The 26,968-nt window shown below is 60.7% G+C and carries 20 protein-coding genes and 1 pseudogene; 12 read left to right on the top strand and 9 right to left on the bottom strand.

Annotated features, from left to right (window positions below):
* Window positions 1–481: 481 nt before the first annotated feature.
* The 7 genes from K9B32_RS21375 (at window position 482) to K9B32_RS21345 (ending at window position 7,643) form a co-directional block, all read left to right on the top strand.
* Window positions 482–1,258, top strand: coding sequence for a FadR/GntR family transcriptional regulator (locus K9B32_RS21375; RefSeq protein ID WP_224565850.1), 777 nt, complete (start codon window positions 482–484; stop codon window positions 1,256–1,258).
* A 39-nt stretch (window positions 1,259–1,297) separates the two neighbouring features.
* The gene (gene denD / locus K9B32_RS21370; protein ID WP_224565773.1) at window positions 1,298–2,281 is read left to right on the top strand and encodes a D-erythronate dehydrogenase; all 984 of its coding nucleotides are present in this window, start codon (window positions 1,298–1,300) and stop codon (window positions 2,279–2,281) included.
* Between the two features lies 1 nt (window position 2,282).
* Complete coding sequence (locus K9B32_RS21365; RefSeq protein WP_224565771.1) at window positions 2,283–3,059, top strand: SDR family oxidoreductase; 777 nt, start codon at window positions 2,283–2,285, stop codon at window positions 3,057–3,059.
* Between the two features lie 98 nt (window positions 3,060–3,157).
* Entirely contained in the window at window positions 3,158–4,225 is a 1,068-nt protein-coding gene (locus K9B32_RS21360) for an ABC transporter ATP-binding protein (RefSeq protein ID WP_224565769.1), read from the top strand.
* 160 nt (window positions 4,226–4,385) lie between these two features.
* Window positions 4,386–5,702 (top strand): ABC transporter substrate-binding protein, encoded by a 1,317-nt coding sequence (locus K9B32_RS21355; protein WP_224565767.1) that lies wholly within the window; start codon window positions 4,386–4,388, stop codon window positions 5,700–5,702.
* Window positions 5,703–5,795: 93 nt separating this feature from the next.
* Complete coding sequence (locus tag K9B32_RS21350) at window positions 5,796–6,728, top strand: carbohydrate ABC transporter permease (RefSeq protein WP_224565765.1); 933 nt, start codon at window positions 5,796–5,798, stop codon at window positions 6,726–6,728.
* Window positions 6,729–6,743: 15 nt separating this feature from the next.
* Window positions 6,744–7,643, top strand: coding sequence for a carbohydrate ABC transporter permease (locus K9B32_RS21345; protein ID WP_224565763.1), 900 nt, complete (start codon window positions 6,744–6,746; stop codon window positions 7,641–7,643).
* A gap of 24 nt (window positions 7,644–7,667) precedes the next feature.
* Here the strand turns inward: K9B32_RS21345 and K9B32_RS21340 are convergent, their stop codons facing one another.
* Together K9B32_RS21340 and K9B32_RS21335 are read right to left on the bottom strand one after the other, a co-directional pair.
* Window positions 7,668–8,336 carry an aldolase gene (locus K9B32_RS21340; RefSeq protein WP_224565761.1) on the bottom strand — a complete coding sequence of 223 codons (669 nt, stop codon included), beginning with the start codon at window positions 8,334–8,336 and terminating at the stop codon, window positions 7,668–7,670.
* 16 nt (window positions 8,337–8,352) lie between these two features.
* A complete protein-coding gene (locus tag K9B32_RS21335; protein ID WP_224565759.1) occupies window positions 8,353–9,351 on the bottom strand; it encodes a LacI family DNA-binding transcriptional regulator in 999 nt (332 codons plus the stop codon).
* A 242-nt stretch (window positions 9,352–9,593) separates the two neighbouring features.
* Here K9B32_RS21335 and K9B32_RS21330 point away from each other — a divergent pair, with 242 nt between their 5' ends.
* From K9B32_RS21330 to otnK, 4 genes are all read left to right on the top strand, one after another.
* Entirely contained in the window at window positions 9,594–10,910 is a 1,317-nt protein-coding gene (locus K9B32_RS21330) for an MFS transporter (protein ID WP_224565757.1), read from the top strand.
* Window positions 10,911–10,978: 68 nt separating this feature from the next.
* Window positions 10,979–11,923, top strand: coding sequence for an L-threonate dehydrogenase (ltnD, locus tag K9B32_RS21325; protein WP_224565755.1), 945 nt, complete (start codon window positions 10,979–10,981; stop codon window positions 11,921–11,923).
* Between the two features lie 13 nt (window positions 11,924–11,936).
* Window positions 11,937–12,713, top strand: coding sequence for a 2-oxo-tetronate isomerase (gene otnI, locus K9B32_RS21320; protein ID WP_224565753.1), 777 nt, complete (start codon window positions 11,937–11,939; stop codon window positions 12,711–12,713).
* 3 nt (window positions 12,714–12,716) lie between these two features.
* Window positions 12,717–13,997 carry a 3-oxo-tetronate kinase gene (gene otnK / locus K9B32_RS21315; protein ID WP_224565751.1) on the top strand — a complete coding sequence of 427 codons (1,281 nt, stop codon included), beginning with the start codon at window positions 12,717–12,719 and terminating at the stop codon, window positions 13,995–13,997.
* Between the two features lie 242 nt (window positions 13,998–14,239).
* Here the strand turns inward: otnK and K9B32_RS21310 are convergent, their stop codons facing one another.
* From K9B32_RS21310 to K9B32_RS21280, 7 genes and pseudogenes are all read right to left on the bottom strand, one after another.
* Window positions 14,240–15,133 (bottom strand): GGDEF domain-containing protein, encoded by an 894-nt coding sequence (locus tag K9B32_RS21310; RefSeq protein WP_224565749.1) that lies wholly within the window; start codon window positions 15,131–15,133, stop codon window positions 14,240–14,242.
* A 481-nt stretch (window positions 15,134–15,614) separates the two neighbouring features.
* Window positions 15,615–16,370 (bottom strand): transporter substrate-binding domain-containing protein, encoded by a 756-nt coding sequence (locus K9B32_RS21305; protein WP_224565747.1) that lies wholly within the window; start codon window positions 16,368–16,370, stop codon window positions 15,615–15,617.
* A 259-nt stretch (window positions 16,371–16,629) separates the two neighbouring features.
* Window positions 16,630–19,782 carry an efflux RND transporter permease subunit gene (locus K9B32_RS21300; RefSeq protein WP_224565745.1) on the bottom strand — a complete coding sequence of 1,051 codons (3,153 nt, stop codon included), beginning with the start codon at window positions 19,780–19,782 and terminating at the stop codon, window positions 16,630–16,632.
* An 8-nt stretch (window positions 19,783–19,790) separates the two neighbouring features.
* The gene (locus K9B32_RS21295; RefSeq protein WP_224565743.1) at window positions 19,791–21,098 is read right to left on the bottom strand and encodes an efflux RND transporter periplasmic adaptor subunit; all 1,308 of its coding nucleotides are present in this window, start codon (window positions 21,096–21,098) and stop codon (window positions 19,791–19,793) included.
* Between the two features lie 12 nt (window positions 21,099–21,110).
* A complete protein-coding gene (gene hemA / locus K9B32_RS21290; RefSeq protein WP_224565741.1) occupies window positions 21,111–22,457 on the bottom strand; it encodes a 5-aminolevulinate synthase in 1,347 nt (448 codons plus the stop codon).
* A 188-nt stretch (window positions 22,458–22,645) separates the two neighbouring features.
* Window positions 22,646–22,792, bottom strand: a pseudogene (locus K9B32_RS21285) (NADH-quinone oxidoreductase subunit J); the annotation flags it as partial.
* A gap of 34 nt (window positions 22,793–22,826) precedes the next feature.
* Window positions 22,827–23,780 carry a DoxX family membrane protein gene (locus K9B32_RS21280; RefSeq protein WP_224565739.1) on the bottom strand — a complete coding sequence of 318 codons (954 nt, stop codon included), beginning with the start codon at window positions 23,778–23,780 and terminating at the stop codon, window positions 22,827–22,829.
* Window positions 23,781–25,892: 2,112 nt separating this feature from the next.
* Here K9B32_RS21280 and K9B32_RS21275 point away from each other — a divergent pair.
* Window positions 25,893–26,966 (top strand): PAS domain S-box protein, encoded by a 1,074-nt coding sequence (locus tag K9B32_RS21275; RefSeq protein ID WP_224565737.1) that lies wholly within the window; start codon window positions 25,893–25,895, stop codon window positions 26,964–26,966.
* Window positions 26,967–26,968: the final 2 nt, after the last annotated feature.

Raw genomic sequence — 26,968 nt, 5'->3', positions numbered from 1 at the left:
GAGGCAGCGTCCAGAAGCGTCTGCACAGTTTATTCGTGCAGTATTTTCAAAGATAGGCATTTGGGATCACGAGGGTTGATATCGGTGCGAAGCGCAGATGGGGTTCCATCTCGTGGTGATCAATAGCCGAATGGGTTGGCCGCGTTTAAGGAGCGCAGCATGCCGCGTCGGCGCGAAGGCCGGCGGGTTTCCTTTTTACCACGACGAGACAAGCAAAAGCCCGGCGCTGGCTCCGCGCCGCTAGGTCTCATGCGGACCTGGATGCGCTGCAGGAGATTAACTGGCGGCGCGAAGAAGGTTCCGGCCGCGCCGGAGCTTCTGGCCCACATGCCGAAGCACAAGATGAGCAACGGCGCCGTTGCAGAGCCGATTTTTGATGCAGTGCAGCGACGAACCTCTCTTGACTGGACATGATTTTCGCGGCTCCATGACAACTGATCTGCTGGACCAACCAGTGGGTCAGTTAGAGGTGATGACGGCGATGAACGGCAGCCCGATACTCACGCAGATGCCGAAGGTCGGACAAAGTCTCGACCGGCGCACGGCTCGTGACCTCATCGCCGACAAGCTGATGGTGCTAATCGCCACCAACATGCTGCGTCCCGGCGACGTCTTGCCGGGTGAACGGGAACTCGCCAATGTGCTTCATGTCAGCCGCGAGACTGTGCGCGGTGCCATCCAGACGCTTTCTGCGCGTGGCATCGTCGAGGTGTCTCAGGGCAGCCGCACGCGGGTCTGCAATGTCGATCTCAGCCATCTCACCGTTACCATCGCATCGCCCAACGCCATCGACAGCTACGATCTCGACGATGTTCATGCGGCCCGGCTGCATATCGAGCTGAAGGTCGTCGGCGATGCTGCCGATCGGATTGATGGAGAGACGCTGGACAAGCTCAAAAGCCTGCTCGAAGCGCAAAAGTTGTGTGGCGATGACGCCATGCGCTTCCTGATCTGCGACCGCGAATTCCATATCGGAATCTATCGGGCTTGCGGAAACCCGCTGCTCTGCGATTTCGTCACCGATCTCTACACCTACATGATGGACCATCGGCGCAGCGCGATGTCACGGCCGGGCGCCATAGCTGCCAGCTATGACGACCACACCGAGATCGTGGAGGCACTGGAGCGGCGCGACCGGGACGCGGTGGTTGGCGCGTTTCGACAGCATCTCACCCGGATCTACGACACGACGAAGGAACTGCTTGGCGCAAATGGGCAGCCGAAGCGGGAAAAGAGCAAGAGCAGGACGAAAGCGTGATCCGGCTTGGCCGGCAGCAGGTAGGGAGGTTCACCGCGTATGCATGTCATGGTGATTGGAGCGGCCGGGATGGTTGGCCGAAAGTTGGTGGAAAAGTTCGCCGCGGAGGCAGGCGTGCTTGGCTACGATATTTCCAAGCTGACACTGGTCGATGTCATCCAACCGCCGGTGCCGCAGGCGCTGTCGGCCGCTGCAACGACACTTGCGCTCGATCTTTCAAGTCACGGTGCGGCTGAGAAACTCGTCGCTTTGCGGCCCGGCGTGATCTTCCATCTTGCCGCGATCGTTTCCGGTGAGGCCGAGGCTGATTTCGACAAGGGCTACAAGGTCAATCTTGACGGAACGCGGGCTCTCTTCGAGGCGATCCGCCATGAGGGTTTGCGGGAGCCCTATGTCCCGCGCGTCATCTTCGCCTCGTCGATTGCCGTTTTCGGAAAGCCTTTCCCGGAAAAGATCGGCGACGAGTTCTTTACCACGCCACTGACGAGCTACGGCACGCAAAAGGCGATCTGCGAACTGCTTCTCGCCGACTATTCGAGGCGCGGCATTTTCGATGGCGTCGGCATCCGCCTGCCGACGATCTGCATCCGCCCCGGCAAACCCAACAAAGCGGCATCCGGCTTCTTTTCCAATATTCTGCGGGAGCCGCTGGCAGGTCAGGAGGCGGTGTTGCCGGTGGACGAGAACGTGCGCCACTGGTTTGCAAGCCCGCGTTCGGCGGTCGGTTTCTTCATTCATGCCGCACGAATGGATACGTCCGCGGTCGGCCCGAGACGCAATCTGACCATGCCTGGCCTTTCCGCCCTCGTTGGTGAAGAGATCGAGGCGCTTCGGCGTGTGGCTGGGGAGAAGGCCGTCAAGCTCATCCGCCGTGAGCCCGACCCGGTTATCGGCTCGATTGTTTCAGGCTGGGCGACCGATTTCGACGCGCGGCGTGCTTGCGAACTGGGCTTCAGAGCCGAAACCAACTTCGATGAGATCATCAGGATCCATATCGAAGACGAACTCGCAGGACATGTTTGAGATGGTTCGCGCTTTGAAATCCGGCGAAGGCAAGATCGCATTGGTAACGGGCGGTGGTACGGGCGTTGGACGCGGCGTCGCCGAGGCCTTGAGCACGGAGGGTTATACCGTGGTCATCACCGGCCGGCGCGCCGACGTGCTCGACAAAGCCGCTGGCACCATAGCGGCGCAAACGGGAGGAACCGTGCGGGCGATCGTTGCAGATATCGGCGACCCGGCTGCGGTCGCGCGTCTTTTCGAAGCGATCCGCACGCAGTTCGGCCGGCTCGACCTCCTGGTCAACAATGCCGGTTCCACCGTGCCGCCAGTGGAACTGGAGGATGTGACTTTCGAGCAATGGAGCGGTATTGTCGCCGTAAACCTCACGGGTGCCTTTCTCTGCACGCAGCAGGCATTCCGGCTGATGAAGGCGCAGGCGCCGCGCGGCGGGCGGATCATCAACAACGGCTCGATTTCGGCCCAGACGCCGCGGCCGAACTCGGCACCTTACACGGCAACCAAGCATGCGATCACGGGGTTGACCAAGTCGATCGCGCTCGACGGGCGCAAATATGACATCGCCTGCGGCCAGATCGATATCGGCAATGCTGCGACCGACATGACGTCGAAGATGAATTCCGGGGTGTTGCAGGCGAATGGCGAGACCGCCAGTGAGCCGACGATCCCGGTCGCGCATGTCGCCGAGGCGGTTGTCTACATGGCAAGCCTGCCGCTGGAGGCGAATGTGCTGACGATGACGGTGATGGCGACGAAGATGCCGCTGGTGGGGCGAGGGTAATGGCAGTCGAAAGGGAACCGGACGGGGTCCAAGAGCGGCATGAGGAGGCCGCCGGACAATCCGCCGATTTCAGATGAAATTCACAGGGAGGAAAGCATATGGCAGGCGTTGACTTCGTCGATGTCAGAAAATCATTCGGAGCCTTTCCCGTCATCAAGGGCGTGAACATCGAAATCGAGGATGGCGAATTCGTCATCCTCGTCGGCCCCTCGGGCTGCGGGAAATCGACGCTTCTGCGAATGCTGGCCGGGCTTGAAAACATTTCGGCAGGCGAGATCCGCATCGGCGACAAGGTCGTCAACACCCTGCCGCCCAAGGATCGGGATATCGCCATGGTGTTCCAGAACTATGCGCTTTACCCGCATATGACGGTCGCAAACAATATGGCCTTCTCGCTCATGCTGAACGGCTCGCCGAAATCCGAGATCGACAAGCGCGTCGGCACCGCGGCGGGAATTTTGGGGCTTTCAAAGCTGCTTGATCGCTATCCGCGCCAGCTCTCCGGCGGCCAGCGCCAGCGCGTGGCCATGGGCAGGGCGATCGTGCGCGATCCGCAAGTGTTTCTCTTCGACGAACCGCTGTCGAACCTTGATGCGAAACTGCGCGTGGCCATGCGCGCCGAGATCAAGGAGCTGCACCAGCGGCTGAAGACGACGACCGTCTACGTCACGCATGACCAGATCGAGGCGATGACGATGGCTGACAAGATCGTCGTCATGCATGACGGCATTGTCGAGCAGATCGGTTCCCCGCTTGAGCTCTATGACAGCCCCGCCAATCTTTTCGTCGCCGGTTTTATCGGCTCGCCGGCGATGAACATGATCAAGGGCAGGCTCGATCCGCAAAATCCGAACAGCTTTATCGCAACCGATGGGATGTCGCTGCCCGTCGCGCGGCCGCCGTTAGCGGGAAGGGGGCGCGATCTCATTTACGGTCTGCGGCCGGAATATATGTCGCTCGACCCGAACGGGTTTGCCGCCAGTGTCGCGGTTATCGAGCCCACCGGCTACGAAACGCAGATGATCGTGCGCTTCGGCGGAACGGACGTCACCTGCATTTTCCGCGAACGCGTGAACGTGCGGCCGGGAGAGGCAATCCACCTGTCGATCGATGCCAATCACGTTCACCTGTTCGATGCCGAAACCGGAGCGCGGCTGACCGACTGATACTGCCCCGCTTGCGGCTGTGCGAGGGAAGAGGAGCCCTGGCGCATCCGGTTTCGGGGCCGGCGTTTCCGGCCGTGCCGGAAGCCATTGCCGCCGCATTCGCCAAACGGGACGGCGGGTGCCGGTACGGATATGTCCCGTGCCACGAAGGAGGAGCATGATGACTTTCAAGAGACGTGATTTTCTTACCGCATCCGCCGCAATCGCGGGCATGGCCGGTCTTTCGCCTTTCGGCATCCGTCCGTCTTTCGCGCAAGCGGCGGAACCGGCCTACAAGCCGGAGGAAGGTGCAAGCCTGAGGCTGTTGCGCTGGACACCCTTCGTCAAGGGCGATGAGGAGGCATGGCTTGCCAATACCGCAAAATTCACGGAAGCGACCGGGGTTGCGGTCCGCATCGACAAGGAAAGCTGGGAGGATATTCGCCCGAAGGCCGCGGTCGCCGCGAATGTCGGGTCCGGGCCGGATCTGGTGATGTGCTGGTTTGACGACGCCCACCAATACCCGGACAAACTTGTCGATCTGACCGAGCTCGCCAACTATCTCGGCGGCAAATATGGCGGATGGTACGATGGCGTGAAAGGCTATGCGACGCGCGACGACAAGTTCATCGCCATGCCGCTGACGGCCATCGGCAACGCCGTGTGCTACCGTGACAGCCACATGAAGGCGGCCGGCTTCAGCGAGTTTCCGAAGGATACTGATGGTTTCCTCGAACTCTGCAAGGCCATGAAGGCCAAGGGAACGCCCGCCGGGTTCCCGCACGGCAAGGCCGTCGGCGACGGCAACAACTATGCCCATTGGCTGCTCTGGAGCCATGGCGGCAAGATGGTCGATGAAGGCGGCAAGGTTGTCATCAACAGCCCCGAGACGCTGAAGGCGATCAACTATGCCAAGGCGCTGTACGAGACCTTCATTCCAGGCACCGAGAGCTGGCTCGACATCAACAACAACCGCGCCTTCCTCGCAGGCCAGGTGTCGCTGACGGCCAACGGCGTCTCGCTCTACTATGCGGCGAAGAAGGACCCGGCGACGGCGGAACTTGCGGCCGATATCCGCACCACCAACTTCCCGGTCGGCCCGGTCGGCCAGAGCGTCGAACTGCATCAGACGAGTTCGCTGCTTTTGTTCAACCACACGAAATATCCGGAAGCGGCCAAGGCTTACATCAAGTTCATGATGGAGGCCGACCAGATGAATGCCTGGATCACGGGCTCCAGCGCCTATTGCTGCCAGCCGCTCAAGGCCTTCGCCAGCAATCCTGTCTGGACGTCCGACCCGATCCACGCGCCCTATGCGCGCGCTTCCGAAACGCTGCGTCCCAACGGCTATGCCGGGCCGCTCGGCTATGCCTCCGCCGGTGTGATGGCCGACTATGTGCTGGTCGACATGTTCGCGACCGCCGTCACGGGGCAGAAGACGCCGGAAGAGGCGATTGTCGAGGCTGAGCGCCGAGCAAACCGCTATTACCGGGTCTGAGCCTGCGGCAACCGCAAGGCCGCCCAGATAGGGTATCGGCGGAAATGCTGCCGCCGGTCCCCATTCCCAAATTCGTCATACGGGAGATGTCCGATGCCCACAGTATCGTCCAGGAAGCCGCCGTCGGCGATGGCTTCGCTCATGCAGAACAGGAATATGATCGGCTTCCTCTTCATGCTGCCGGCCGCCGTCTTCCTTGTCTGCTTCCTGACCTATCCGCTTGGTCTTGGCGTCTGGCTCGGCTTCACCGACACGCGCATCGGCCGTGACGGAGTGTTCATCGGCCTCGAAAATTACATCTTCCTTGCCGAGGACTCGGTCTTCTGGCTCGCGGTCTTCAACACGCTTCTCTACACGATCGTCGCGTCGATCCTGAAATTCATCCTCGGGCTCTGGCTGGCGCTTTTGTTGAACGAGAACCTGCCATTCAAATCCTTCTTCCGGGCGATCGTGCTCTTGCCCTGGGTCGTTCCGACCGTGCTTTCGGCGCTGGCCTTCTGGTGGATCTACGATGCGCAGTTCTCGATCATTTCCTGGTCGCTGATGCGCCTCGGCGTGATCGACAGCCCGATCAACTTCCTCGGCGATCCGACGAATGCCCGGGCCTCGGTGATCGCAGCCAATGTCTGGCGCGGCATTCCCTTCGTCGCCATTTCGCTGCTCGCCGGCTTGCAGACCATTCCCGCTTCACTGCAGGAGGCGGCATCGCTGGACGGGGCGACAAGCTGGCAGCGCTTCCGCTACGTCACGCTGCCGATGCTGACGCCGATCATTGCCGTCGTCATGACCTTCTCGGTGCTGTTCACCTTTACCGACTTCCAGCTCATCTACGTTCTCACCAAGGGCGGGCCGGTGAATGCGACGCATCTGATGGCGACGCTGTCCTTCCAGCGCGGCATTCCCGGCGGACAGTTGGGCGAGGGGGCGGCGATCGCCGTAGCGATGATCCCCTTCCTGCTTGCCGCTATCATGTTCAGCTTCTTCGGCCTGCAACGCCGCAAATGGCAGCAGGGCGGCCAGGATTGATTGGGGAGAATGACAATGGCCACGACCGTTAAATCCGCAGACGCCGTTTTGACAGATGACGTACAAGGAATGAGCTATCTCAACCGCCTGCCGCGCCGGATCGTGATGGTCTATCTGCCGATGGCGGTGTTCGTCTTCGTGCTGCTCTTTCCGTTCTACTGGATGGCGATCACGGCGATAAAGCCGAATTCGCAGCTGACCGACTATACGAACTACAGCCCCTTCTGGGTGGTCGGCCCGACGCTCGATCATATCAAGTACCTGCTGTTTGAGACCTCCTATCCGGGCTGGCTGTGGAACACGATGCTGGTTGCGACCTGCGCGACGTTTCTGTCGCTCGCAGCTTCGGTCTTTGCGGCCTACGCAATCGAGCGGGTGCGGTATTCGGGCTCGCGGCCGGTGGGGCTGATGATCTTTCTCGCCTACCTCGTGCCGCCCTCGATCCTTTTCATTCCGCTCGCCTTCATCGTCTTCAAGTTCGGCATCTACGATTCCAAGTTGGCGCTGATCTTCACCTATCCGACCTTCCTCATTCCCTTCTGCACGTGGTTGCTGATGGGCTATTTCAGGTCGATCCCGTTCGAGCTCGAGGAGAGCGCGCTGGTGGATGGCGCGACGCGCTGGCAGATTCTGATCAAGATCATCCTGCCGCTTGCTGTCCCCGGACTGATATCGGCGGGCATCTTTGCGTTCACGCTGTCCTGGAACGAGTTCATCTATGCGCTGACTTTCATCCAGTCTTCGGAAAACAAGACCGTGCCCGTCGGTGTGCTGACGGAACTGGTCCGCGGCGACGTGTTCGAGTGGGGGGCGTTGATGGCGGGTGCGCTGTTCGGCTCGCTGCCGGTGGTAATCCTCTATTCCTTCTTCGTCGACTATTACGTCTCGTCCATGACCGGGGCGGTGAAGGAATGAACAGCCTCAAGTACGATCACGTATTCAATCGTGGTCGTGGTCGTGATGCGACGGCAGGTCGAGGCCGAAGGTCTTGGCAAGATCGGCCACTTCCGCCGGGCTGAGGTAGCGGGGGTTGAGATTGCGCAGCAACAGATAGAGCTTCGCCGTCTCCTCCAGCTCCTCGGTCGCGAACACCGCCGCCTCCAGGCTGTCGCCGGCGACGACCGGTCCGTGATTGGCCAGAAGCACCGACGAATATTTGCCCGCCAGCCCGCGGATTGCGTCGGCCACCGCCGGATCGCCGGGACGATAGTAAGGGATGAGCGCCGTCTCGCCGGCGCGCATGAGATAGTAGGGGGTCATCGGCGGCAGGGCGGCGCGCGGATCGATCTCCGGCAGCATGGTCAGCGCCACCGCGTGGGTGGAGTGAAGATGGACGATGGCGCGGGCGCTGCCGCGCGTATCGTAGAGTGCTGTGTGAAGCGGAATTTCCTTGGTCGGCTTGTCGCCGGCCAGATGCCGGCCTTCGGCATCCAGCCTTGAGATGCTGGCCGGATCGAGGAAGCCGAGCGAGGCGTTTGTTGGCGTGACGAGCCAGCCGCCATCCTCAAGCCGCAACGAAATATTGCCGGACGAACCGGGCGTCAGCCCGCGCTCGAACAGCGAGCGGCCGTAGCGGCAGATTTCCTCACGCAGGCGCGCGTCGGACATGACAGTTCCTCCTTAATCAGGCGGTTGCCCCTTCGATCAGCTCGAAACCGAGATCGACGACCTGGGGTGGCGCGTTTTCGACGACGAGCTGCGCTGCCATTTGTCCCGTCGCCACGCGCGGCGTGCGGATGGTCGACAGCGGCTGCGGCGTCGCCCGGCCGATATCGAGGCCGTTGTAGCCGAAAATGGCAAGCTGCGAGGGGATCGAAATCCCCCGCGCCAGGCAGTGAAAATAACCGCCCAGCGCCATGTCATCATTCGAGAAATAGACTGCTTGGAGACCGGGCGTGCGGGCGAGCAACCGCTCCAGCCCCAGCCTGCCGTTCTCCACGGATGATGCCCCAGCGAGGATTTCGCGGTCGGCAAGCGGCGCGTCATCCGCGCCGAGCGTTTCGCAAAAGCCGGAAAACCGCTTGCCGGCGCGGGTATCGCGGGTCAGGTCGTGACCGACATAGCCGATCCGGCGATAGCCCCGCTTGAGCAGGAAGGCGGCACTGTCGCGTCCGGCCGCGCGGTTGGAAAAACCGACCGCCATGTCGAGAGCATCGCCGTCCACATCGAGCAGCTCCACGATCCGGCAACCGCTCGCGCGCAGCATCCTTACCGTGCCCTCGGTGTGCTCGTATCCCGCCAGCATGACCGCAGCCGGCCGCCAGGCGAGCATCGCGGCGGCGAGCGCTTCCTCCTTCTCGGGATCATAATCAGTGACGGAGAAAACTGCCTGATACCGGTTTTCCTCCAGGACGGCGCTGGCGCCTCGCAGCACATCAGGAAAGACGATGTTGGACAATGAGGGAATGACGAAGGCGACAAGACGCGAACCGGTCGAAGCCAGCGTTCCGGCAATCCGGTTCGGCACATAGCCGAGCCGCTCGACCGCAGCCATCACCCGGTCCCGCGTCTTGGCGGAAAACGAGCCGTGGTTGCGCAGCACGCGCGACACCGTGCTCTCGCCGACACCGGCCGCTTCGGCGACCTCGGCGAGCGTCACCGTCGCCTGATGTTTGAATTCCATGGTCACTTTTGAACCCAGCTCTGCGACGACGTCCTCGTCAGCGGGCATGCCCGCGCGGTGATGCATCGGTACCCATTTTTCACCGCTGCCGCCAAGAAGCAAGATTTTTTTGGCAGCGCTACCAATTTTGCATTGGCAGCGCTGCCAAAATCGATTAATAAAAATGGCAGCGCTGCCAAAAGCGGCTTGGCGTGCCGCGGGAGGACCGACTGAGACCGCGGCAACAATTGGAGGAGAAAATCATGACGCTGCAAACGCAAGCGCCAGTCGATGGCGTGTACGCTCCACAGGCGGTGGAAGACCGTGCCTATGGCAAGGTATTCTGGCGCATCGTGCCCTTTTTGATGCTGTGCTACGTGGTCGCTTATCTCGACCGCGTCAATGTCGGTTTCGCCAAGCTGCAGATGTCGAGCGAGCTCGGCCTGTCGGAAGCCGCATACGGCGTCGGCGCAGGCATTTTCTTCATCGGCTATTTTCTGTTCGAAGTGCCGAGCAACATCATCATGAACAAGGTCGGCGCGCGGGTGTGGATCGCCCGCATCATGGTGACCTGGGGCATCATTTCCGCCGCCTTCATGTTCACCTCGTCGGAAACCGCCTTCTATGTCCTGCGCTTCCTGCTGGGCGTTGCGGAAGCCGGATTTTTCCCCGGCATCATTCTTTATCTGACCGCCTGGTATCCGGCCCATCGCCGCGCCAGGATCATCACGACGTTCATGTCAGCGATCCCGATATCCGCCATTTTCGGCAATCCCCTTTCGGGTCTCTTGATGGACAGTTTCCACGGCACGCACGGCCTTTCCGGCTGGCAGTGGATGTTCCTCATCGAGGCCATTCCAGCCATCCTTTTCGGCGTCGCCACGTTCTTCTACCTTGATGATAAGATCGGTGACGCGAGATGGCTGAGCGATGAGGAAAAGCAGGTGCTGACGACGAATATCGAGGCGGAGAACAAGGCCAAGGTCGCAAGCCCGCACAGCATTGCCGGAACCCTGACGGACCGCCGCGTCTGGCTGATGTGCCTGATCTATTTCTGCTTCGTGCTCGGGCAATACGGCCTGAATTTCTGGATGCCGACCATCGTCAAGGCCTCGGGCGTCACCGGAAACCTGAACATCGGACTGATCTCTGCGATCCCCTATATCTGCACCTTCGTCGCCATGCTTTCGCTCGGTCGCTCCGCCGACCGGCTGCGCGAACGCCGGTGGCACCTCGTCATTCCCGCGCTCATCGCTGCCGGTGGCTTTGTCGCGGCGACTTCGGCGACAAGCACGACGGTCGCAATCGTCTGCCTCTCGCTGGCCGCTGCTGGCGCCATCAGCTGCGCCCCACTCTTCTGGTCGCTTCCGACCGCCTTTCTCGCCGGTACGGGGGCTGCGGCCGGTATTGCCTGGATCAACTCGGTCGGCAATCTCGCCGGGTTCCTCGGGCCGTTTCTGGTCGGCTATCTGAAGGACCTCACCGGCAGCAACAGCGCTGGCATGTATTTGCTGGCGGCAGCGCTGATCATCGGTTCGCTGGCCGTGCTGGCGGTGCCTGCAAAAACCGTCAATCGCTAGACATCGACCCTCCGGGTGGCCGCATCCGGAGGGGCAGCCTTTCCCTTACAAGACTGGAGAACATCGTCATGTCACCGCTTGCTGAAAACCCCGGCCCCGCCGTTGTCGCGGCCGTCATAGGTCTGGGTTCCATGGGGCTTGGAATGGCCCGATCGATGAAACGCGCAGGTCTCGACGTCGTCGGCTACGACATCACGCCTGCGGCGGTGGATCGCTTCGTCGCCGAGGGTGGCCGCGGCGCGGCCACGCCCGCCGGCGCGGCAAAGGGTGCCGATATCGTTGTTTCGGTCGTCGTCAACGGCGCGCAGACCGAGGCCGTCCTGTTCGGCCCCGAAGGCGTGGCGAAGACGATGAAGCCCGGTGCCGTCTTCATCTCCTCGGCGACCATGGATCCGGCCGTCGCCCGCGACCTGTCGCAACGCACGGAGGCGCTCGGGCTCAATTATCTCGATGCGCCGATTTCAGGTGGTGCCGCCAAGGCGGCGAGCGGTGCCCTGACGATCATGGCATCCGGCTCCATGCAGGCGTTCGACGCGGCCCGCCCGGGTCTCGACGCCATGGCCGGCAAGGTCTACGAACTCGGCGACGCGGCCGGAACGGGTGCTGCCTTCAAGATGATCAACCAGCTTCTCGCCGGCGTGCATATCGCGGCGGCCTGCGAAGCGATAACCTTCGCCGCCAGGCAGGGCCTCGATCTTGACAAGGTCTACGAGGTGATCACGGCTTCGGCCGGCAATTCCTGGATGTTCGAAAACCGCGTGCCGCATGTGCTGGCCGGAGACTATACGCCGCTAAGCAGCATCGAGATTTTCGTCAAGGACCTCGGCATCGTCCAGGACATGGCCCGCTCGGAGCGCTATCCGGTGCCGCTGGCGGCCGCAGCCCTGCAGATGTATCTGGCCGCCGCGGGTGCCGGCATGGGCCGTGACGACGATTCCTCGCTCGCGCGCCTCTACGCTAAGCTTTCGGGCGCTCAATTGCCCGGTGCGGCCAAAGAGCTACAAAGCCTGTAAAGGGAACTTCACCATGCCGGTTTTCGCCGCCAACCTGACGATGATGTTCAACGAATGGCCCTTCCTCGACCGCTTCGACGCTGCGGCCGATGCCGGCTTTTGCGCCGTCGAATATCTCTTTCCCTATGAAGCCCCGCCGGAGGCGATCGCCGAACGGCTTGCCCGCAACAATCTGCAACAGGCCTTGTTCAATCTGCCGCCGGGCGACTGGGCCGCCGGCGAGCGGGGTATCGCGGCCCTTCCAGGACGCTTGGAAGCATTGAAGTCGGATGTGGAGCGGGCGCTCGACTATGCGGCAGCGACGGGCGTGAAGCGGTTGCATCTGATGGCCGGTCTTGCCGACCCCCATGACGAGGACGCCGCCTCATCTTACCGGCGCTCGGTCGCCTACGCTGCCTTGCGGCTTGCGGAGGAGGGCATCGACCTCCTGCTTGAACCGATCAATGGGCGAAACATGCCGGGATATTTCCTCAATGACTTCGGCGCCGCCGAGCGGCTGATCACCGACCTTGGCCTGCCGAACCTGAAGCTCCAGTTTGACATCTATCACCGCCAGATCATCCATGGCGACGTGGTCATGGCCTTGCGTCGCCTCATGCCTTTCACCGGCCATATCCAGATTGCCAGCGTGCCGTCACGCAACGAGCCGGACGGGGAGGAGCTCAACTATCCCTATCTGTTCGGCGAAATCGACCGCCTTGGCTATGACGGTTTCATTGGCTGCGAGTACATCCCGCGCGGCCACACACTGGACGGTCTTGGCTGGTTCAGACCTTTTGCACGGAGCTAGACGATGGCTATATTGCTCGGATCGATCGCGGACGACTATACGGGCGCGTCCGACCTTGCCAACACGCTGACGAAAAACGGCCTGCGCACGGTGCAGACGGTCGGCATCCCCGATCCGTCGCTGGCGCTGCCGGACGTCGACGCGGTCGTTGTTTCCCTGAAGATCCGCTCGGTGCCTGCCTCGGACGCGGTAGCGGCCGCGACTAAGGCGCAACGATGGCTGCGCGGGCGCGGCTCGACCCATGTGCTCTACAAGATCTGCTCGACGTTCGATTCCACCGATGCCGGCAATATCGGTCCGGTCACCGAGGCGCTAAGCGATGCCGCGGGCGGTGGCGTGGTGCTGGTGACGCCCGCCTTTCCGGAAACGGGCCGCACTGTCTATCTCGGCCATCTCTTCGTCGGCGGACAGCCACTGAACGAAAGCCCGCTCAAGGACCACCCCCTCAATCCGATGCACGACGCCAATCTCGTGCGCGTGATGGCCAGGCAGTCGCGCGGATCAATCGGGCTTGTCGACCTGCCGTCAATTGCGGCGGGACCGGCTATGGTCAGAGCCCGGCTCGAGGCCTTGCGTGAGGCAGGTGTCAGGTCGGCGATAGCCGATGCGGTCTTCGAACGCGATCTCGAGACGCTCGGCGAGATCGCGCTGGAAACGCCGGTGTCGACCGGCGCGTCGGGCCTCGGGCTTGGCCTTGCCCGCGCACTCGTGCGCTCAGGTCGGGCCTTAGCCGGCGGTGATACAACGGCGGACGCCATTCGCCCCGTCGGCGGGCTTTCGGCGATCGTCGCCGGCAGTTGCTCCAGAGCGACGCTCCGGCAGCTTGAGGTCGCCGAACGATCGATGCCGGTTCTGCGGCTCGACCCGGAGCGGCTGCTTGCCGGTCCAGATGAGATTGCCGCAGCGATTTCGTGGGCTGGAGACCGCATCTCCGCCGGTCCGGTTGTCGTCGCCGCGAGTGCCGCGCCGGAAACCGTTTCCCGGCTGCAAGCGCAATACGGACGCGACGCCTCGGGCCACGCGATCGAAACCGCAACCTCGATCATCGCCGCCGAACTGGTGGCAAGAGGCGTGCGGCGCCTGGTCGTCGCCGGCGGCGAAACCTCGGGCGCCGCCGTCGACAGGCTCGCCATTCCGGCATTTCTGATCGGCCCGGAGATCGCGCCTGGCGTGCCGGTCTTGCGCACGATCGGCAATGCCCAGGGCGATATGCTTTTGGCGCTGAAATCGGGAAACTTCGGAGGCGAGGACTTCTTCACGGCGGCGCTGACGATGATGCGCTGAGCAAGATGCCAACGAACCCGACGAGATCATTGAGCAAGCGGTCTTTGCGCAAGGGGGCAAGGTCAGTCATCCTCGACGTTTCGGGCTGTGCTTGCCGGGCAACCGCTAAGTGGTGCTGACACGGATAGGGCAGCACGGCCGGCCGATCCAATACGCGCACGCTCCCGAGCCGTTCGGCGCTGTGGGATGTTTGGAGACGATTGCCGCCGGAAGCTTTCGCCGGCGCGGCAAAGGCGATTGTTCTATGACCTCAGATGCGATTGGCGCGCGGTCGTGTCATTTGGCAGCTCACTATAAGCAACAGCGCAATCTCGTCCGGACCTTTTTGCCGCATAGAGCGCGCGATCCGCTTTCTCCAGAAGGTCCGAAGGATCGTCCGCACTGGAGGTTGTGAATGAGACACCCACGCTGCCTGTGAAACGAATTGTGTTTCCGTCAATGCCCGTGGTTTCAAGTTGCGCGATTTTCTTGCAGAGGAAGCGGGCGTATTCTGCCGCATGATCGGCGCAGGGAGCATCGTAGACAACCACGAATTCTTCGCCACCAAACCTTGCCGCGAGCGGGTTGGATAGATCCGGAATGTTGGCCAGTAGGTCTGACAGCGATTTGAGACAACGGTCTCCGGTCGGATGTCCGAATCGATCGTTGATGGCCTTGAAGTGATCAATGTCGATGAGCAAGATCGCGGTTCCTGTCTCCGACGTTGACCTGAGGATCGACGCCGCTAGAAATTTCTCGAACATCCGTCGGTTCGCGAGGCCTGTTAGCGGATCCTTTTCAGCCAGCACTTGCAACACGAGGTTGGTTCGCCGCAGTTCAGACGCGGTGCTTCCATAAGAAATCACTGCATCGCCAATGAGCGCGAGCTCCTTGAGTTTTGGCCGGTCCGTTGCGGCCTTTAAGACTTGGTCCTTCTCGATCCGATCGAGGTTCACGATGGCGGCGACAATCGGGGCGGTCAAATGCCTGCGGGCAAGAGCGAGCAGCAGCGCCACAAGGATTGCCGGGATAGTGAGGAAGATGATTACCAGGTAACGGACTTCTACTGCGCGCTCTTGTATTCCCGCCGCTATGTCGTCGGCAACGAAAGCGGAGTTGTCACTTGTCTCCTTGGCCATCTTCTCGATGATCCGCATGGCCTCCTCGTAGGCCGAGAGGTCGGCAGGCGATTGGCTAGACTCCTGCTGAGCGCCGGCCCGTTCCGCCGCTTGATCGCGACGCTGCTGATGAGCGGAGACGATCGACTTGGCAAGACCGGCAACTTTCTTTGAGCCGTCGATCAGGAGTGGCGAGCCGTCGAAACCAAAACCTTGAGCCAGGGCCTGTATCTGAAGCTGAAGTTGCCGCTCGAGACGCCGATCGTTGGTGAGAAAGACCGCCCTTACGAGGGAAGACATTCTTTCGATCTTAACTGCGTTGCGTGTCTGGGCGAGGATGAGAGGAATCTGCTTCTCGCGGGTTTCGATCGCTTCGTGTTCAATTCGCGTCAGCAAAAGAGCTGCGCCTATCGCGGCCACCGCGCAATAGGCGACGACGACTGCGAGCAAAATCCTTCCAGCAGACCGAAGTGAGATGTTCCACGATGAAGCAGCCTTAGGTTCCTTCAAGTCTCCATCCCTAGTAAATGCTGAAGGGGAAGTACTGGTCGTTGATTCTATCGTAGACCCCGTTGAGCTTGATCTGCTTCAAGGCGTCGTTCACTCGAGCGATCAGTTCCACGTTGCCTTTTTGCGCAGCAATGTGAGCGGAACTTTGTAGAAATTCGCTCGAAATCGGATCGCCGACGTATCCGTATACGGAACCCTTCCCCGTCTCCATGAAACTCAGGAGTTCGATGGCGTCGCCAATCAAAAGATCAGCTTTCTTCTCTTCAAGCAGTTGCTGTGCAGACGGTTGATCCTTGGCCAAGACGAGAACGCTTTGTGTGTATGCCTGCTTCACGTAGTCAGCCTGAATTGTTCCCTCGGCGGCGGCGATACGGACACCGGCCAACGCGGTCGGCGAGCTATCTGTGAACTTGTCCGCGTCACCAACGAGCACAGAGTGGGATCGATAGTACGGGGCTGAAAATTCGACGCGTGCGGCGCGTTCCTTTGTGTAGGCCATGCTGGCAACGATCAAATCGTACTTGTCTGCCTCAAGCCCGTCGATGATCTTTGGCCACTCGACGGTCTGGAACGTGCATTCGCTCTTGAGCTGTTCGCAGAGCGCTTTCGCAATATCCACGTCGAACCCTTTAAGCGTCCCGTTCTGGTCGATGAGATTGAAGGGCGGATACGCGCCCTCGGTGGCAATCCGGAGTCGCTCGGCCGCGTTGGTCGCCGACATGCCGGCGAGCAGTGCAATGACGGCTATGACTGAAGTGCGCATCATGAAGTTTCTCCAATAAGATCATCATGATGATGCAAAATGCCTAATGAACTGCTGATGCGACCCTTGCGATTTGATGATTTGAATAAAGAACAAGGGTGGTACCAAATCTCTTTGGTCCGCCAGGCTCAAAACATTCAGCCACCGCCGTCCATTTGCATGGCCTCACAGCGATCGCACATTGGAAGGCCGTCACCGGCACGACCTGAGCCAGGCAGCTGCCAAAAGCCTCCTTGGCCAAGTTGATCTGACGTCACCCTTCTTACGGATTATCGTTGTTCGGCCGGTCAAGCCACAGCCGCGGTGGGTGCTGGCCTAAGCAATGGCCGGTGATCAGGGCGCCAACCCTGTGGACCTGTAGGAAGAGTGCGGGCACGAATACCAGCGACAAGAGCGTCGAGGCGATCAGGCCGCCGATGACGAAGATCGCCATGGGCGCACGGAATGCACCACCATCGCCAACCCCGAGGGCGACAGGCACCATGCCGGCGGCCATGGCAGCCGTGGTCATGACAATCGGGCGAAGGCGCTGCTCGGCGGCCAGGACGACGGCATCGCGCGGCGGCGCGCCCGCGTCAATCATCCGACTGGCCAGGTCCACGATCAAAATCGCGTTCTTGGCGACGATTCCCATGAGCATCAGGGCTCCGATCAAGACCGGCATTGTCACGCCATGGCCGGTTGCGGCCAGCGCGACGAGGCCTCCAGACAGCGATAGCGGCAGGGATCCGAGGATGGTCAGTGGCTGGAAGGGGCTGCCGAAAAGCACGAAGAGAATGACGAAAACAAAGGCCGATCCGAGAATAGTTGCTTCAACGAAGCTTGCGAAGAAGTCTTCCATCGAGCGCGTTTCCCCGGCTGTTTGCAGGCGTATACCGGCCGGCAGCGGATGTTGCTCGATCCATGATTGCAGTTGCGCAAGTGCCGTTCCGGGCGAGGCGGTCTCGGCCAAGTCGGCGTTAAGTTCGATGCGGCGCAGCCCGTCCTGGCGCAGGATCAGCGCCGGCCCGTACCCTTCCACGATGCGGGCAACCGCCCCCAGTGGAACCACCTTTCCATCCGCAGTGCGCAATGGCATGAGCTCAATGAGGGATGAGTCTGCGCCTGATCTGCGGACCTCAACACGAACAGGAACGTTCCTGCCATCGATCTGGATGGAACCGAGCGCCCGATCCCTGTCGCCCATCGTTGCGACACGCAATGCGTTCGATAGCGAGTCGAGTTCTAATCCCACAGCGGCGGTAAGGTCGAGGTCCGGAATGACCTGAAGCTCTGCCCTGTGCGTGGTGCCGGATGATGTCACGTCACGGATTGAAGGCATGGACGCCATGGAGGACGCAAGCCACTCTCCCGCGCGCTCCAACGCCGCCGCATCCTGTGACAGCAACGAGACAGTGAACTGCCGCCCCCCCGTCAGGCTAACCTGGCTGCTGCGAATGTCGGCGATGGACCTCAATTTTCGGGTGATGTCAGAAGCGATGGCTTGGCGCGTTCGTGCTCGGTGGGCCGGGTCTGTCAGCGCGAGCTGGACGGCGATCGACTGTCGGCTCGCCAGTCGGGCGCCGGAAGCCCTATAGGCGTAGACATGTACGACCTCGCTGTCGGATGCGAGCAATCTGGCGATTTCGCTGGATTTCTCACGCATTGCGGCGTTGCTCGTACCGCCTGCCATCTCGATTGCAAATTTGAGCCGCGTTCCATCCTCTTCCGGAATGAAGCCACGTGCCAAGCCCGGAAGGACGAAGAGGGCGGCCCATGCAAGCGATGCGATCCCCAGGCCGATCGTGATAAAGGACATGTCGATGGCTATGGTGTATCGGGGAGGCAGGTCCGTGTGGGATCGTCCAAGCGCAACGCGATGACGGCCGGTCGCGAACCTGAGGAGCCCCAAATAGCGGCCTTCAGTGGGCAAGGCAGGGGTACTTGGATCAGGCGTACGCGGCCGGAGCAGTCGCGAGGCAAGCAGCGGCGTTATGAGACGGGCAACCAGCAGAGATGCCAGTGTTGCCGCTGCCACCGTCATGCCGAACTCGCGAAAATATTGACCGGGCGTGCCCCCGATCATGGCGAGCGGCGCGAAGACGGCAACGATGGTCAATGAGATTGCGATAACGGAGCTGCCGATCTCTTCCGTTGCGTCGATGACCGCCTGATGCGGCGCCTTTCCCATTTCAAGGTGCCGCGCCGTATTCTCGATCTCGACGATGGTGTCATCGACAAGGAGACCGATCGCCAACGTCAGTCCGAGCAGCGAGACGAGGTTCAGCGAGAAACCGAGTGCGTCCATGATGAAGAAGGTCGGGATCACTGCGAGTGGCAGGCTGATTGCGGCGATCATGACTGAACGCCAGTCCCTCAAGAAGAGAAACAGCACCGCAATCGTGCAGATGGCGCCTTCGACCATGGCATGCATCGTGCTTGCGGCATTGTTGCGCGTGTAGCTGGCGTTCTCGTCCAGCAGCGTGAACTGCAGACGCGTGTCTTTGCTGGCGAAGTCATCGACCGCTGTGCGTATGCGGCTGAATGTTTCGACCTCGTTTGCGCCTTTCTCCGTGAAGAAGGACAGGGCCAGGATCGGTTCGCCGTCCAGTTGGGCGAAGCCTCCGGCGTCGACCCAGCCATCCTCAACGCGCGCAACATCCGAAAGCCTCAAGCCGGCACCGTTGGTATCGGGCAGCGCGACGCTGGCCAGCGCGGCAATGCCCGTCAGTGCCGATACGGTCCTTATTGGTCGATCGAATTCGTTGGCCGATACAATGCCGGCCGAGGCGTTGGTCGTGGCGGTGCGAAGCGCGGCGCCGACAGCGTCGGCGGATAGCCCGCGAGCAAGCATCTCGTCAGGGTCGAGCCAAACCCGAACCTCGCGGGCGTCGCCGCCTCGCAGCACGACCTTGCCGACGCCGCGAATTCGCTCGAACCGACGCAGGACATCGTCGTCAAGAACGCGGTCGAGCGCTTGGTAAGACATTGCGTTCGACCGCACGGCGAAGGTCGCAACGGCGATCTCGCGCAGGTTCGATAGCGCAATTGCCGGTTCCTCGATCGCCGCGGGAAGCTCGCCACGCATCGAAAGCATTGCACGATCGGTCCGTTCAAGCGCCACCTGAGGATCAATGGCGGCGTCGAACTCGACATTGAACGTGACCGCGCCATCCTCGATGGCTGTATCCAGTCGGCGGATGCCGTCTAGTCTCAACAAGACATCTTCGCATTTCTGCGCAACATCGTATTCGAGATCGCTGGCGGATGCTGCCTGCTGCCGAAGCACGACCTTGACGATAGGAGATTCCATTTCCGGGAAACGGCTGATCGGCAACGCGCGCAGCGACAGAAGGCCCATCACCACCAGGAGAACGAAGATCGCAATGCTATAGGCGGGGCGTTTTATCGACCAGCGGGAAAGGTTGAACGACATGCGCGACCTCACCTGTTCGAGGCAAGAACGGAGGCGGCGGGCACTGGTCTCACGTGGGTACCTGCCTGGACAATGCCGCCAGCGCGCAGCACGACCTGCTCCCCTTCAGTCAGACCTGACAGAATCTGGATCTGCTCTGCTGTGCTCTCCCCTGTCACCACGCTTCGTCTCTCCACGATGCCCGAAATCACTACATCCACATGTGCTCCCTCCGGCGCTTGGTGGATTGCGGTGAGCGGCAAGACCACCGACGTGCCTTCGATATAAGGGAGCTCGGCGCGGGCGAATGCGCCGATTTTCAAGGCCTCGGATTGGGGAAGGGCAATACGAAGGCGCGCCATCCTGGTGGACGGATCGACGCTCGGCGAGACATGTCGCAACGTGCCGGAGACGGTTGTGCCCATCCCCTGGATGGTGACGACGGCGGGCGAATGAGGCTGAATTCGCCCGACGAGACGCATTGGCACCAATGCCTCGAACTCGATCACGCCCTCCTTGACAAGCCGGAACAGCGGCGCGTCACCGGAGGCGATATCGCCGAGCTTTGCGATCCGCTCGGTGACGATGCCGGCGGCCGGCGCCCTGAGGCGGGTCCGTTCGAGTTGGGCCATTAGTTCTCGGCGCTTGACATAGGCGATCGCGCGTTCGGCAACGGCAACGCGTTTCGTTTGGTGCGCCGTTCGCAGCTTGGCGTTGGCCACCTTCACGTCGGCCTCACGCTGCTCGAGGACATCGAGCGACGTCACGCCGCTACGAGACAGAGGCTGGGCCCTTTCGAGCGCTTTTCGCGCCAGCTCGAGATTGGCTTCCTCGAGAGCGATCGCGCTTTCGCTCTGCAGTAGAAGCGCATTCGCCCGTTCGATCTCAACGTCGTTCATCGAGACAGCGATTTCGTCGAGGTCCGACGACAGGATGGCGAGTACTTGTCCTTCCCGCACCTTGTCGCCTTCGTCCACGAGGACGGCTTCAATTCTGGCATGCTGGCTTTCGGTGCCGACGGACACTTCCTCGCGCGCAACGAGCGAGCCCGAGACGAATGTGCGCGTTTCAAGACGACGGCGTTCGGCACCGACCGTGGTGACGGTGACGGTCGGTTCGCCGCCTGCGCCAGGCGCTGCAGTCTTGTTAAGGGCCGTTCCCGAGACACGCGGCGGTGAACCCGCCCCCTTGCCGACAAGAAGGGGGCTGACGAGGATAGCAACGGCAATTGTCGCAAGTGCGGTCGCGGTTGCGGCTTTTCGCAGCAAGATTGCGCGGCGAAGTACAGGACTGTCGGGCGGGGCCGATGTGTTCGTCCATGGCCGTCTGATGTTCATGACGACACCTCTCTACGCCCGGGGGTGAGCCTCCAGCATGGCGCGGTCGCTGCTCATCGCCAGGAGCTGGCGGCAGGCCGTGCACATGGCCGGTTCCTTAGGGCGCCAAGCATGTGCCGGCACTGCCTGAGGCATTTTCACGCGAATCCTTGGGGCCCGGGCGAGGCCGGTCTGCTCCCACACCTCATCCAGTGCCTCGACGAGGTGTTCGATGTCACCACGGCTATGAAGAGGGGAGGGGGTGATGCGCAGTCTTTCCGTACCGCGCGGAACCGTGGGATAGTTGATCGGCTGGATATAGATGTCGAAATCGTCGAGTAACCGATTGGCGACGGTCCGGCATTTCACGGGGTCGCCAACCATTACCGGCACGATGTGGCTGGGATTGGCGCGGTGGGGAATGCCCCGCTCGTCGAGACGCTCGCGCAGCAACCGAACGCGATCCTGCTGTGCTTTTCTCTCCCATTGGCTTTCCTTCAGGTGCCGCACCGAGGCAAGCGCACCGGCCGCCAGCATCGGCGGAAGCGCCGTCGTAAAGATGAAGCCGGACGCGAAAGAGCGTACGAAGTCGATGACGGGCGCGCTTGAGGCGATGTATCCGCCAATGACCCCAAATGCCTTACCGAGCGTGCCCTGGATGATTGTCAGGCGATTCATGACCCCGTCGCGTTCCGCGATCCCTGCGCCACGCCTGCCGTAGAGACCAACGGCGTGGACTTCGTCCAGATAGGTCATGGCGTCATATTGCTCGGCAACGTCGCACAGGTCGGCAATCGGGGCGATGTCTCCGTCCATCGAATAAACGGACTCGAAGGCGACGAGCTTTGCGCGGTCGGGTTCGACCTCGCGCAGACAGCGCGCCAGGTCGTCCGGGCTGTTATGCTTGAAAATCCGGTACTCGGCGCGGGAATGGCGAATGCCCTCAATCATCGAGGCGTGGTTGCCGGCATCGGACAAGACGACGCAGTTCGGCAGCTTCGCGGCCAGCGTCGACAGGGCCGCCCAGTTGGAGACATAGCCCGACGTGAACAGCAGGGCGGCCTCCTTGTCGTGAAGGTCGGCCAATTCGCGCTCCAGCAAGACGTGACTATGATTGGTACCGGCGATGTTGCGCGTGCCGCCGGCGCCTGTGCCTGACAGATCGATCGAACGATGCATGGCTTGCCGGACCTTGTCGTTCTGTCCCATGCCGAGATAGTCGTTGGAACACCAGACGATGACGTCACGCACACGCTCGCCGTCGTGATAGCGGGCACGCGGAAAGGCGCCCGCCACTCTTTCTATGTCGGCGAAGACGCGATAGCGCCCTTCCTGACGGAGCCCATCCAGGGCGTTGCTGAAGAACGCGCTGTAGTCCATTGCCCCTCCTCGGTCGGCTCCTTGCCTCGACGCGCGAGGTTGCCGGCATTCGCACTACGACCCTCCCGTATCGTAGGGATGTTACGGTCTCACAGACATAGACCTAGGTTGAACGAAGTGTGCGACATAGGCCGCCATCGGGCGAGACCAAAGTCCGACATCGGGACTATGGGACGTCGTCGTACTTGCTGCGCAATCATGGCTGAGTTCGCTTCGCGCAAGATGAAGATTGCTGAGATCTGCCGGAAAAAAGCCATCGACGCCAATGAGGTGTGGACCGGATTCCTCGCCACGGCCACCGTCAGGGCCGCAATCAGGGACACCGTCGCGCACAGAAGAAAGACCCCGTCCTTGTGGGTTCAAAGGCCGTCACTTTTTTGACATCGCCAGGTGGTGTCCAGAGCGCGCTGATATTTGCGTCGGTGTGTCGCGACCATAAAGAACCGCATGTAAATTCCAGTAGGTTGGCGCCAGGATCGCCAAGGCAGCAATGAAGCCGATGGGCGCACCGACAATCGCTCGTCGGAAACCCGGCGCAGTTTGGATTTCGCGAGACGGGTCGATCGCCGCAACCACCAGCATCATTGTGATCAGACCGTGGCCAACGAAGTCCAGTCGTCCAAATGGTATGACGGCTGCATTGAAGATGATCAGTAGTGCTATGGCAGAAAACCGCCGCACGACAGGTGTCCAGATCAATCCGAGGCCGAGGACAAACTCGACGACACCTGCCATCGGCAGAAATACGTCCGTCGGCATCCCGAAGGTCAGGAACGGTTTTTCCTGCGCCAGCGGATAGAACCAGTCCGGATAGGCGAACTTTTCGAGGCTAGAGCGCATCAGTGTAATGGCGATCGCCCAGCGCAGAATGGTGAAGCGCTGTTCTTGCCATGAAGACCCCTCAAGCGAGAACAACACCAGATAACTGGCAACGCCAAGGGCAAGCACAAGATAGTCGAGTAGATGAAAGAGCTGATACTCATGAAGCGCCGTACCCCAGAGCGCGAGTATACCAATGGCGGAAAGCCACATCGTTCGGCGTGAGAAGAGGCCGGCTGCGATAGACAACTGTGCCCACGAGACCCATTCCGAATGCGTTCTTAGGTCCGGCGTAAGATAGACACCGCCAATAACGAAGATGGCGATGAAGAAGGCTGCCGTCGCGGCGCGGACGAAGTCGTCAGCCCGGTTCCACAATGGTGCTGCCAGACGGTCCATAGCCGTAAGGATCCTGTCGCCGACGGCTGTGCGCTCGACGGCGACGGTGATCGCGAAGAGCGGGATCGCGATCGCGACGGCAAGCCAGAACCAGACGCTCGTCAATGTTTCCGCAAATGGTCGTGAGGCTGATGCTATGTCAAACGGCGCAAACCATTTGACATGAGCCTCGGCCAGCGTGGGCGTCCCCGTGCTAATCATGATCGCGGCGGCAGCTTGCCCAAATCGTCTTAAGGGAATTTCGCCCCTGTTCATTCGATAAGAGGTCACACGCATCACATCCCCCTTTGCGGTGGCTGCCGTGGCCGGGCTGGCTCTTTCGAGGCCAACGTCCGGTCTTATTTGCCTGAGACTGCGATTGCGGCGCCGTGCGTCTTTTCAGCCGCGCAAGCGTCGCTGTAACAGTTTGAACCGCTGCCCGGTTTCGTCCTTAAATCGGCTCCGATTTGCGGAACCAGGCAGCGGCTGGAGCCGACGAAGGCGGCGCCACGGTATGCGCAGAAATGATCTATCGAGCACCGCCGTCGGGACTGGCGATCCGAGCTGGGAAATGGGTCGGTATCCGGGAACTTGCCGTGGAGAGAGGATCGCCAGAAGCCGGTCCAATGGGAACGGCGGAAGGTCCAGCAAGTTTTGCGACTTTCGTCGCGGCCGCTATACGGCCTTCCGTCCTAGGGAAACAGGCGACACACCACGTAGTGTCTTCGAAACTTTATACTCTGCAATTCTTGGGTGCCAAAACACTTGAGCTTAGCAACTGGCCAATCGCGCGAGAAAGCCTTCAAGTCGGAAGGCAAGGCCCTCGGTCACTCCTGACCCTCAACGAAAGGAAGAAGCAGGAAGTGTGCGACGATCCGGCGACGAGAATGTATTTCTCAGCGGTCGCCAGAAAATGTGCGACCAGCCGGCAAACGGTTATGAATGCGAGGACAGAAGAGCCTACAGCTTCGGGACGAATATCGAATAGATGCTGTTTAAGGTCAACGCTCATACCGAAGAAAAGCCCCGCAATGTTGGCGGGGCCAGTCGTCGACGGAAAGGTCGCGTCACAGAAGGGACAATCCTGACACGATCTATCGGGTGGCGTATGCATACCCCCCACGGGTTCTGTCGAAACCTATCCGGGTTCGCTCGCGTTCGTCGGGCCGTATCACCAGTTCAACGCCCACCAGATAAGCCCAACTGCTGCAATCAGAACAGCCAGGACGTAGAAAATTCGCGAGGCCATTGAATCTCCGAAAGGTTTAAAGATCGGAGGGTGCAACCTTTGATGGGCGAGGTCAAGCGCTGGAGAAGGCTGCGCTATGGATTTTTCCGGCAGGCCGCTCATGTCCAGATCGGACGTAGACACCGCGTTTGTCCACGCAAATCTGGCCATTCGCACAAACGCAGTAGCCCCTTTACATTGCTGCATGGGTAGAGAGGTCCGGAAGCCTCACAATAGGACTGCACCTCATCTTCAAGCTCGGTACAAGGTCGCACGTTTATAATGTTGAATTAGCGGATGTTTTTGATGTCGTGTGTTGTCGAGAGTTAAATTCTAACTATCGGAAAGCTAGCTATCCAATTGTAGCCATTGCCATTTCTGCTTCTTCACTTTCTCGCCAATGGAGGCTATGAGTGCGCAGGCAGCAATGTAGGCACGCCGTCCTGATTGAGAAACAGCGGCGACCTCCAAATACCCGATTGGTCCTTTTGACGAGCTGTGGTGAACAGCGGGGGGGGGGCGCGTCCTCGCTAGAGTGCCAGGCTGTCGATGTGGATTTCCCCCTCCAAATCGCGTGGCAACGTCTTCTCCGTAACGCATTCCAGGGAGAGCCGGAGTTCGACGCCGGGAATATCGCCTCAATGCCGCAGAGTGATGCGGTGTCCTAACTGGAAACGCCATTGGGCGGGCGATCGACCCGCCCCCGATCTGTCCTTGCAACCGGAGCAGCCGGTCAGATCGCAGCGCAAAGTGACGTTTTAACTTTGCACCAGAGCGGACATTCCAACGTTGCCGCCACAGATATTTCAACAACAGGGCCGATAGTTCGGATCCCTTCAAGGCGAAGGCATTTTGCCAGCGATCTCGCGTTCGGACGGCGTCATACGGATTTGCGATCCCTAATATCATTCTGACTGTTGTTGGTGGTGTTTAGCGAATATGGTCGGCGGTGCGCTAGCGGTCTCGGCCGTCTCGATTTCTTGAAAAATGCTCTGATTGGCGAGGCGTAAATGTCGATTTCCGATAACCAGCAACACGAGGGCGAGGCCCAGCTCCGTTTGCGACAGCTGGAGGCCGACATAGAAGCTGCGCAGCACGGACATAATGCTGCAGCTTTTCTTGCAGCGATCGTCGAATCCTCTGACGACGCGATCGTTAGCAAGAGCCTCAGCGGAATCATCACGACCTGGAACAAGGGCGCTGAGCGTCTTTTCGGTTATACCGCAGACGAGGCTATCGGCAACCCGATCACGATCGTCATTCCACCCGATCGCCTCGACGAGGAACCCGCCATTCTCGCCCGCATCCAGGCCGGCGAGCGCGTCGATCACTTCGAGACGATACGACGACGTAAAGACGGTTCCCTGATCGATATTTCTCTTACCATCTCGCCTATTCGGGATAGCAACGGAAAGATCATCGGCGCATCGAAAATTGCCCGCGACATATCAGAGCGTAAGCGCGCCGCCGAGCGTCAGGAACTTCTGCTGCGCGAGATGCATCACCGGGTAAAAAACCTGTTCGCCATTACCGGCAGCATCATCACCCTGGCGGCAAGGACGGCAACGACGACTGCCGATCTCGCTGCGGGGATGAAGGACAGGTTGATGGCCCTCTCGCGGGCGCATGAGATGACATTGCCGAGTTTGAACGGTGAGGCCGCGACCGGCGCTCCGGAGACCACCCTCTTTCAGCTTCTGTCGAATATTCTCGCGCCTTATGAGCGGGACGGTGCCAATCGTTGGCAGCTGATCGGAGATGACATCGACATCAGCGGCACCAAAATTACAAACTTCGCGCTGCTGTTCCATGAATTCGCGACTAACGCCGCGAAATATGGTGCGCTGTCCGTTGAAGACGGAAAGTTGGAGATATCATCGGCGGTGAAGGGCGAGATCGTGGAGATCGTCTGGCTTGAGAGCAACGGTCCTCCGCAGGCTGCGTTGGAGCCACGTTCGATGGGTTTTGGAAGCCGGCTTCAGCAGATCATCAGTCAGAGCCTCGGGGTCGATATCACGCGCGACTGGATGCCGAACGGACTCTCGATCCGACTGTCGGTCCCCCGCGGCGCTATCAGCGACTAAAC

Source organism: Rhizobium sp. 3T7 (assembly GCF_020166565.1).
Taxonomy (GTDB): domain Bacteria; phylum Pseudomonadota; class Alphaproteobacteria; order Rhizobiales; family Rhizobiaceae; genus Rhizobium.
This window is presented reverse-complemented; position numbering and strand designations above follow the sequence as displayed.

What these genes read in the sequence shown, in the direction of transcription:
- K9B32_RS21360 (WP_224565769.1), top strand. Translation starts at nt 3,158, where the DNA reads ATGGCAGGCGTTGACTTCGTCGATGTCAGAAAATCATTCGGAGCCTTT.
- K9B32_RS21305 (WP_224565747.1), bottom strand. Translation starts at nt 16,370, where the DNA reads ATGATGCGCACTTCAGTCATAGCCGTCATTGCACTGCTCGCCGGCATG.
- K9B32_RS21340 (WP_224565761.1), bottom strand. Translation starts at nt 8,336, where the DNA reads ATGTCCGACGCGCGCCTGCGTGAGGAAATCTGCCGCTACGGCCGCTCG.
- K9B32_RS21300 (WP_224565745.1), bottom strand. Translation starts at nt 19,782, where the DNA reads ATGTCGTTCAACCTTTCCCGCTGGTCGATAAAACGCCCCGCCTATAGC.
- otnI (WP_224565753.1), top strand. Translation starts at nt 11,937, where the DNA reads ATGCCGGTTTTCGCCGCCAACCTGACGATGATGTTCAACGAATGGCCC.
- K9B32_RS21335 (WP_224565759.1), bottom strand. Translation starts at nt 9,351, where the DNA reads ATGGAATTCAAACATCAGGCGACGGTGACGCTCGCCGAGGTCGCCGAA.
- denD (WP_224565773.1), top strand. Translation starts at nt 1,298, where the DNA reads ATGCATGTCATGGTGATTGGAGCGGCCGGGATGGTTGGCCGAAAGTTG.
- K9B32_RS21365 (WP_224565771.1), top strand. Translation starts at nt 2,283, where the DNA reads ATGGTTCGCGCTTTGAAATCCGGCGAAGGCAAGATCGCATTGGTAACG.
- ltnD (WP_224565755.1), top strand. Translation starts at nt 10,979, where the DNA reads ATGTCACCGCTTGCTGAAAACCCCGGCCCCGCCGTTGTCGCGGCCGTC.
- K9B32_RS21295 (WP_224565743.1), bottom strand. Translation starts at nt 21,098, where the DNA reads ATGAACATCAGACGGCCATGGACGAACACATCGGCCCCGCCCGACAGT.
- K9B32_RS21350 (WP_224565765.1), top strand. Translation starts at nt 5,796, where the DNA reads ATGCCCACAGTATCGTCCAGGAAGCCGCCGTCGGCGATGGCTTCGCTC.
- hemA (WP_224565741.1), bottom strand. Translation starts at nt 22,457, where the DNA reads ATGGACTACAGCGCGTTCTTCAGCAACGCCCTGGATGGGCTCCGTCAG.
- K9B32_RS21355 (WP_224565767.1), top strand. Translation starts at nt 4,386, where the DNA reads ATGACTTTCAAGAGACGTGATTTTCTTACCGCATCCGCCGCAATCGCG.
- K9B32_RS21275 (WP_224565737.1), top strand. Translation starts at nt 25,893, where the DNA reads ATGTCGATTTCCGATAACCAGCAACACGAGGGCGAGGCCCAGCTCCGT.
- K9B32_RS21330 (WP_224565757.1), top strand. Translation starts at nt 9,594, where the DNA reads ATGACGCTGCAAACGCAAGCGCCAGTCGATGGCGTGTACGCTCCACAG.
- otnK (WP_224565751.1), top strand. Translation starts at nt 12,717, where the DNA reads ATGGCTATATTGCTCGGATCGATCGCGGACGACTATACGGGCGCGTCC.
- K9B32_RS21375 (WP_224565850.1), top strand. Translation starts at nt 482, where the DNA reads ATGAACGGCAGCCCGATACTCACGCAGATGCCGAAGGTCGGACAAAGT.
- K9B32_RS21345 (WP_224565763.1), top strand. Translation starts at nt 6,744, where the DNA reads ATGGCCACGACCGTTAAATCCGCAGACGCCGTTTTGACAGATGACGTA.
- K9B32_RS21310 (WP_224565749.1), bottom strand. Translation starts at nt 15,133, where the DNA reads ATGCGGATCATCGAGAAGATGGCCAAGGAGACAAGTGACAACTCCGCT.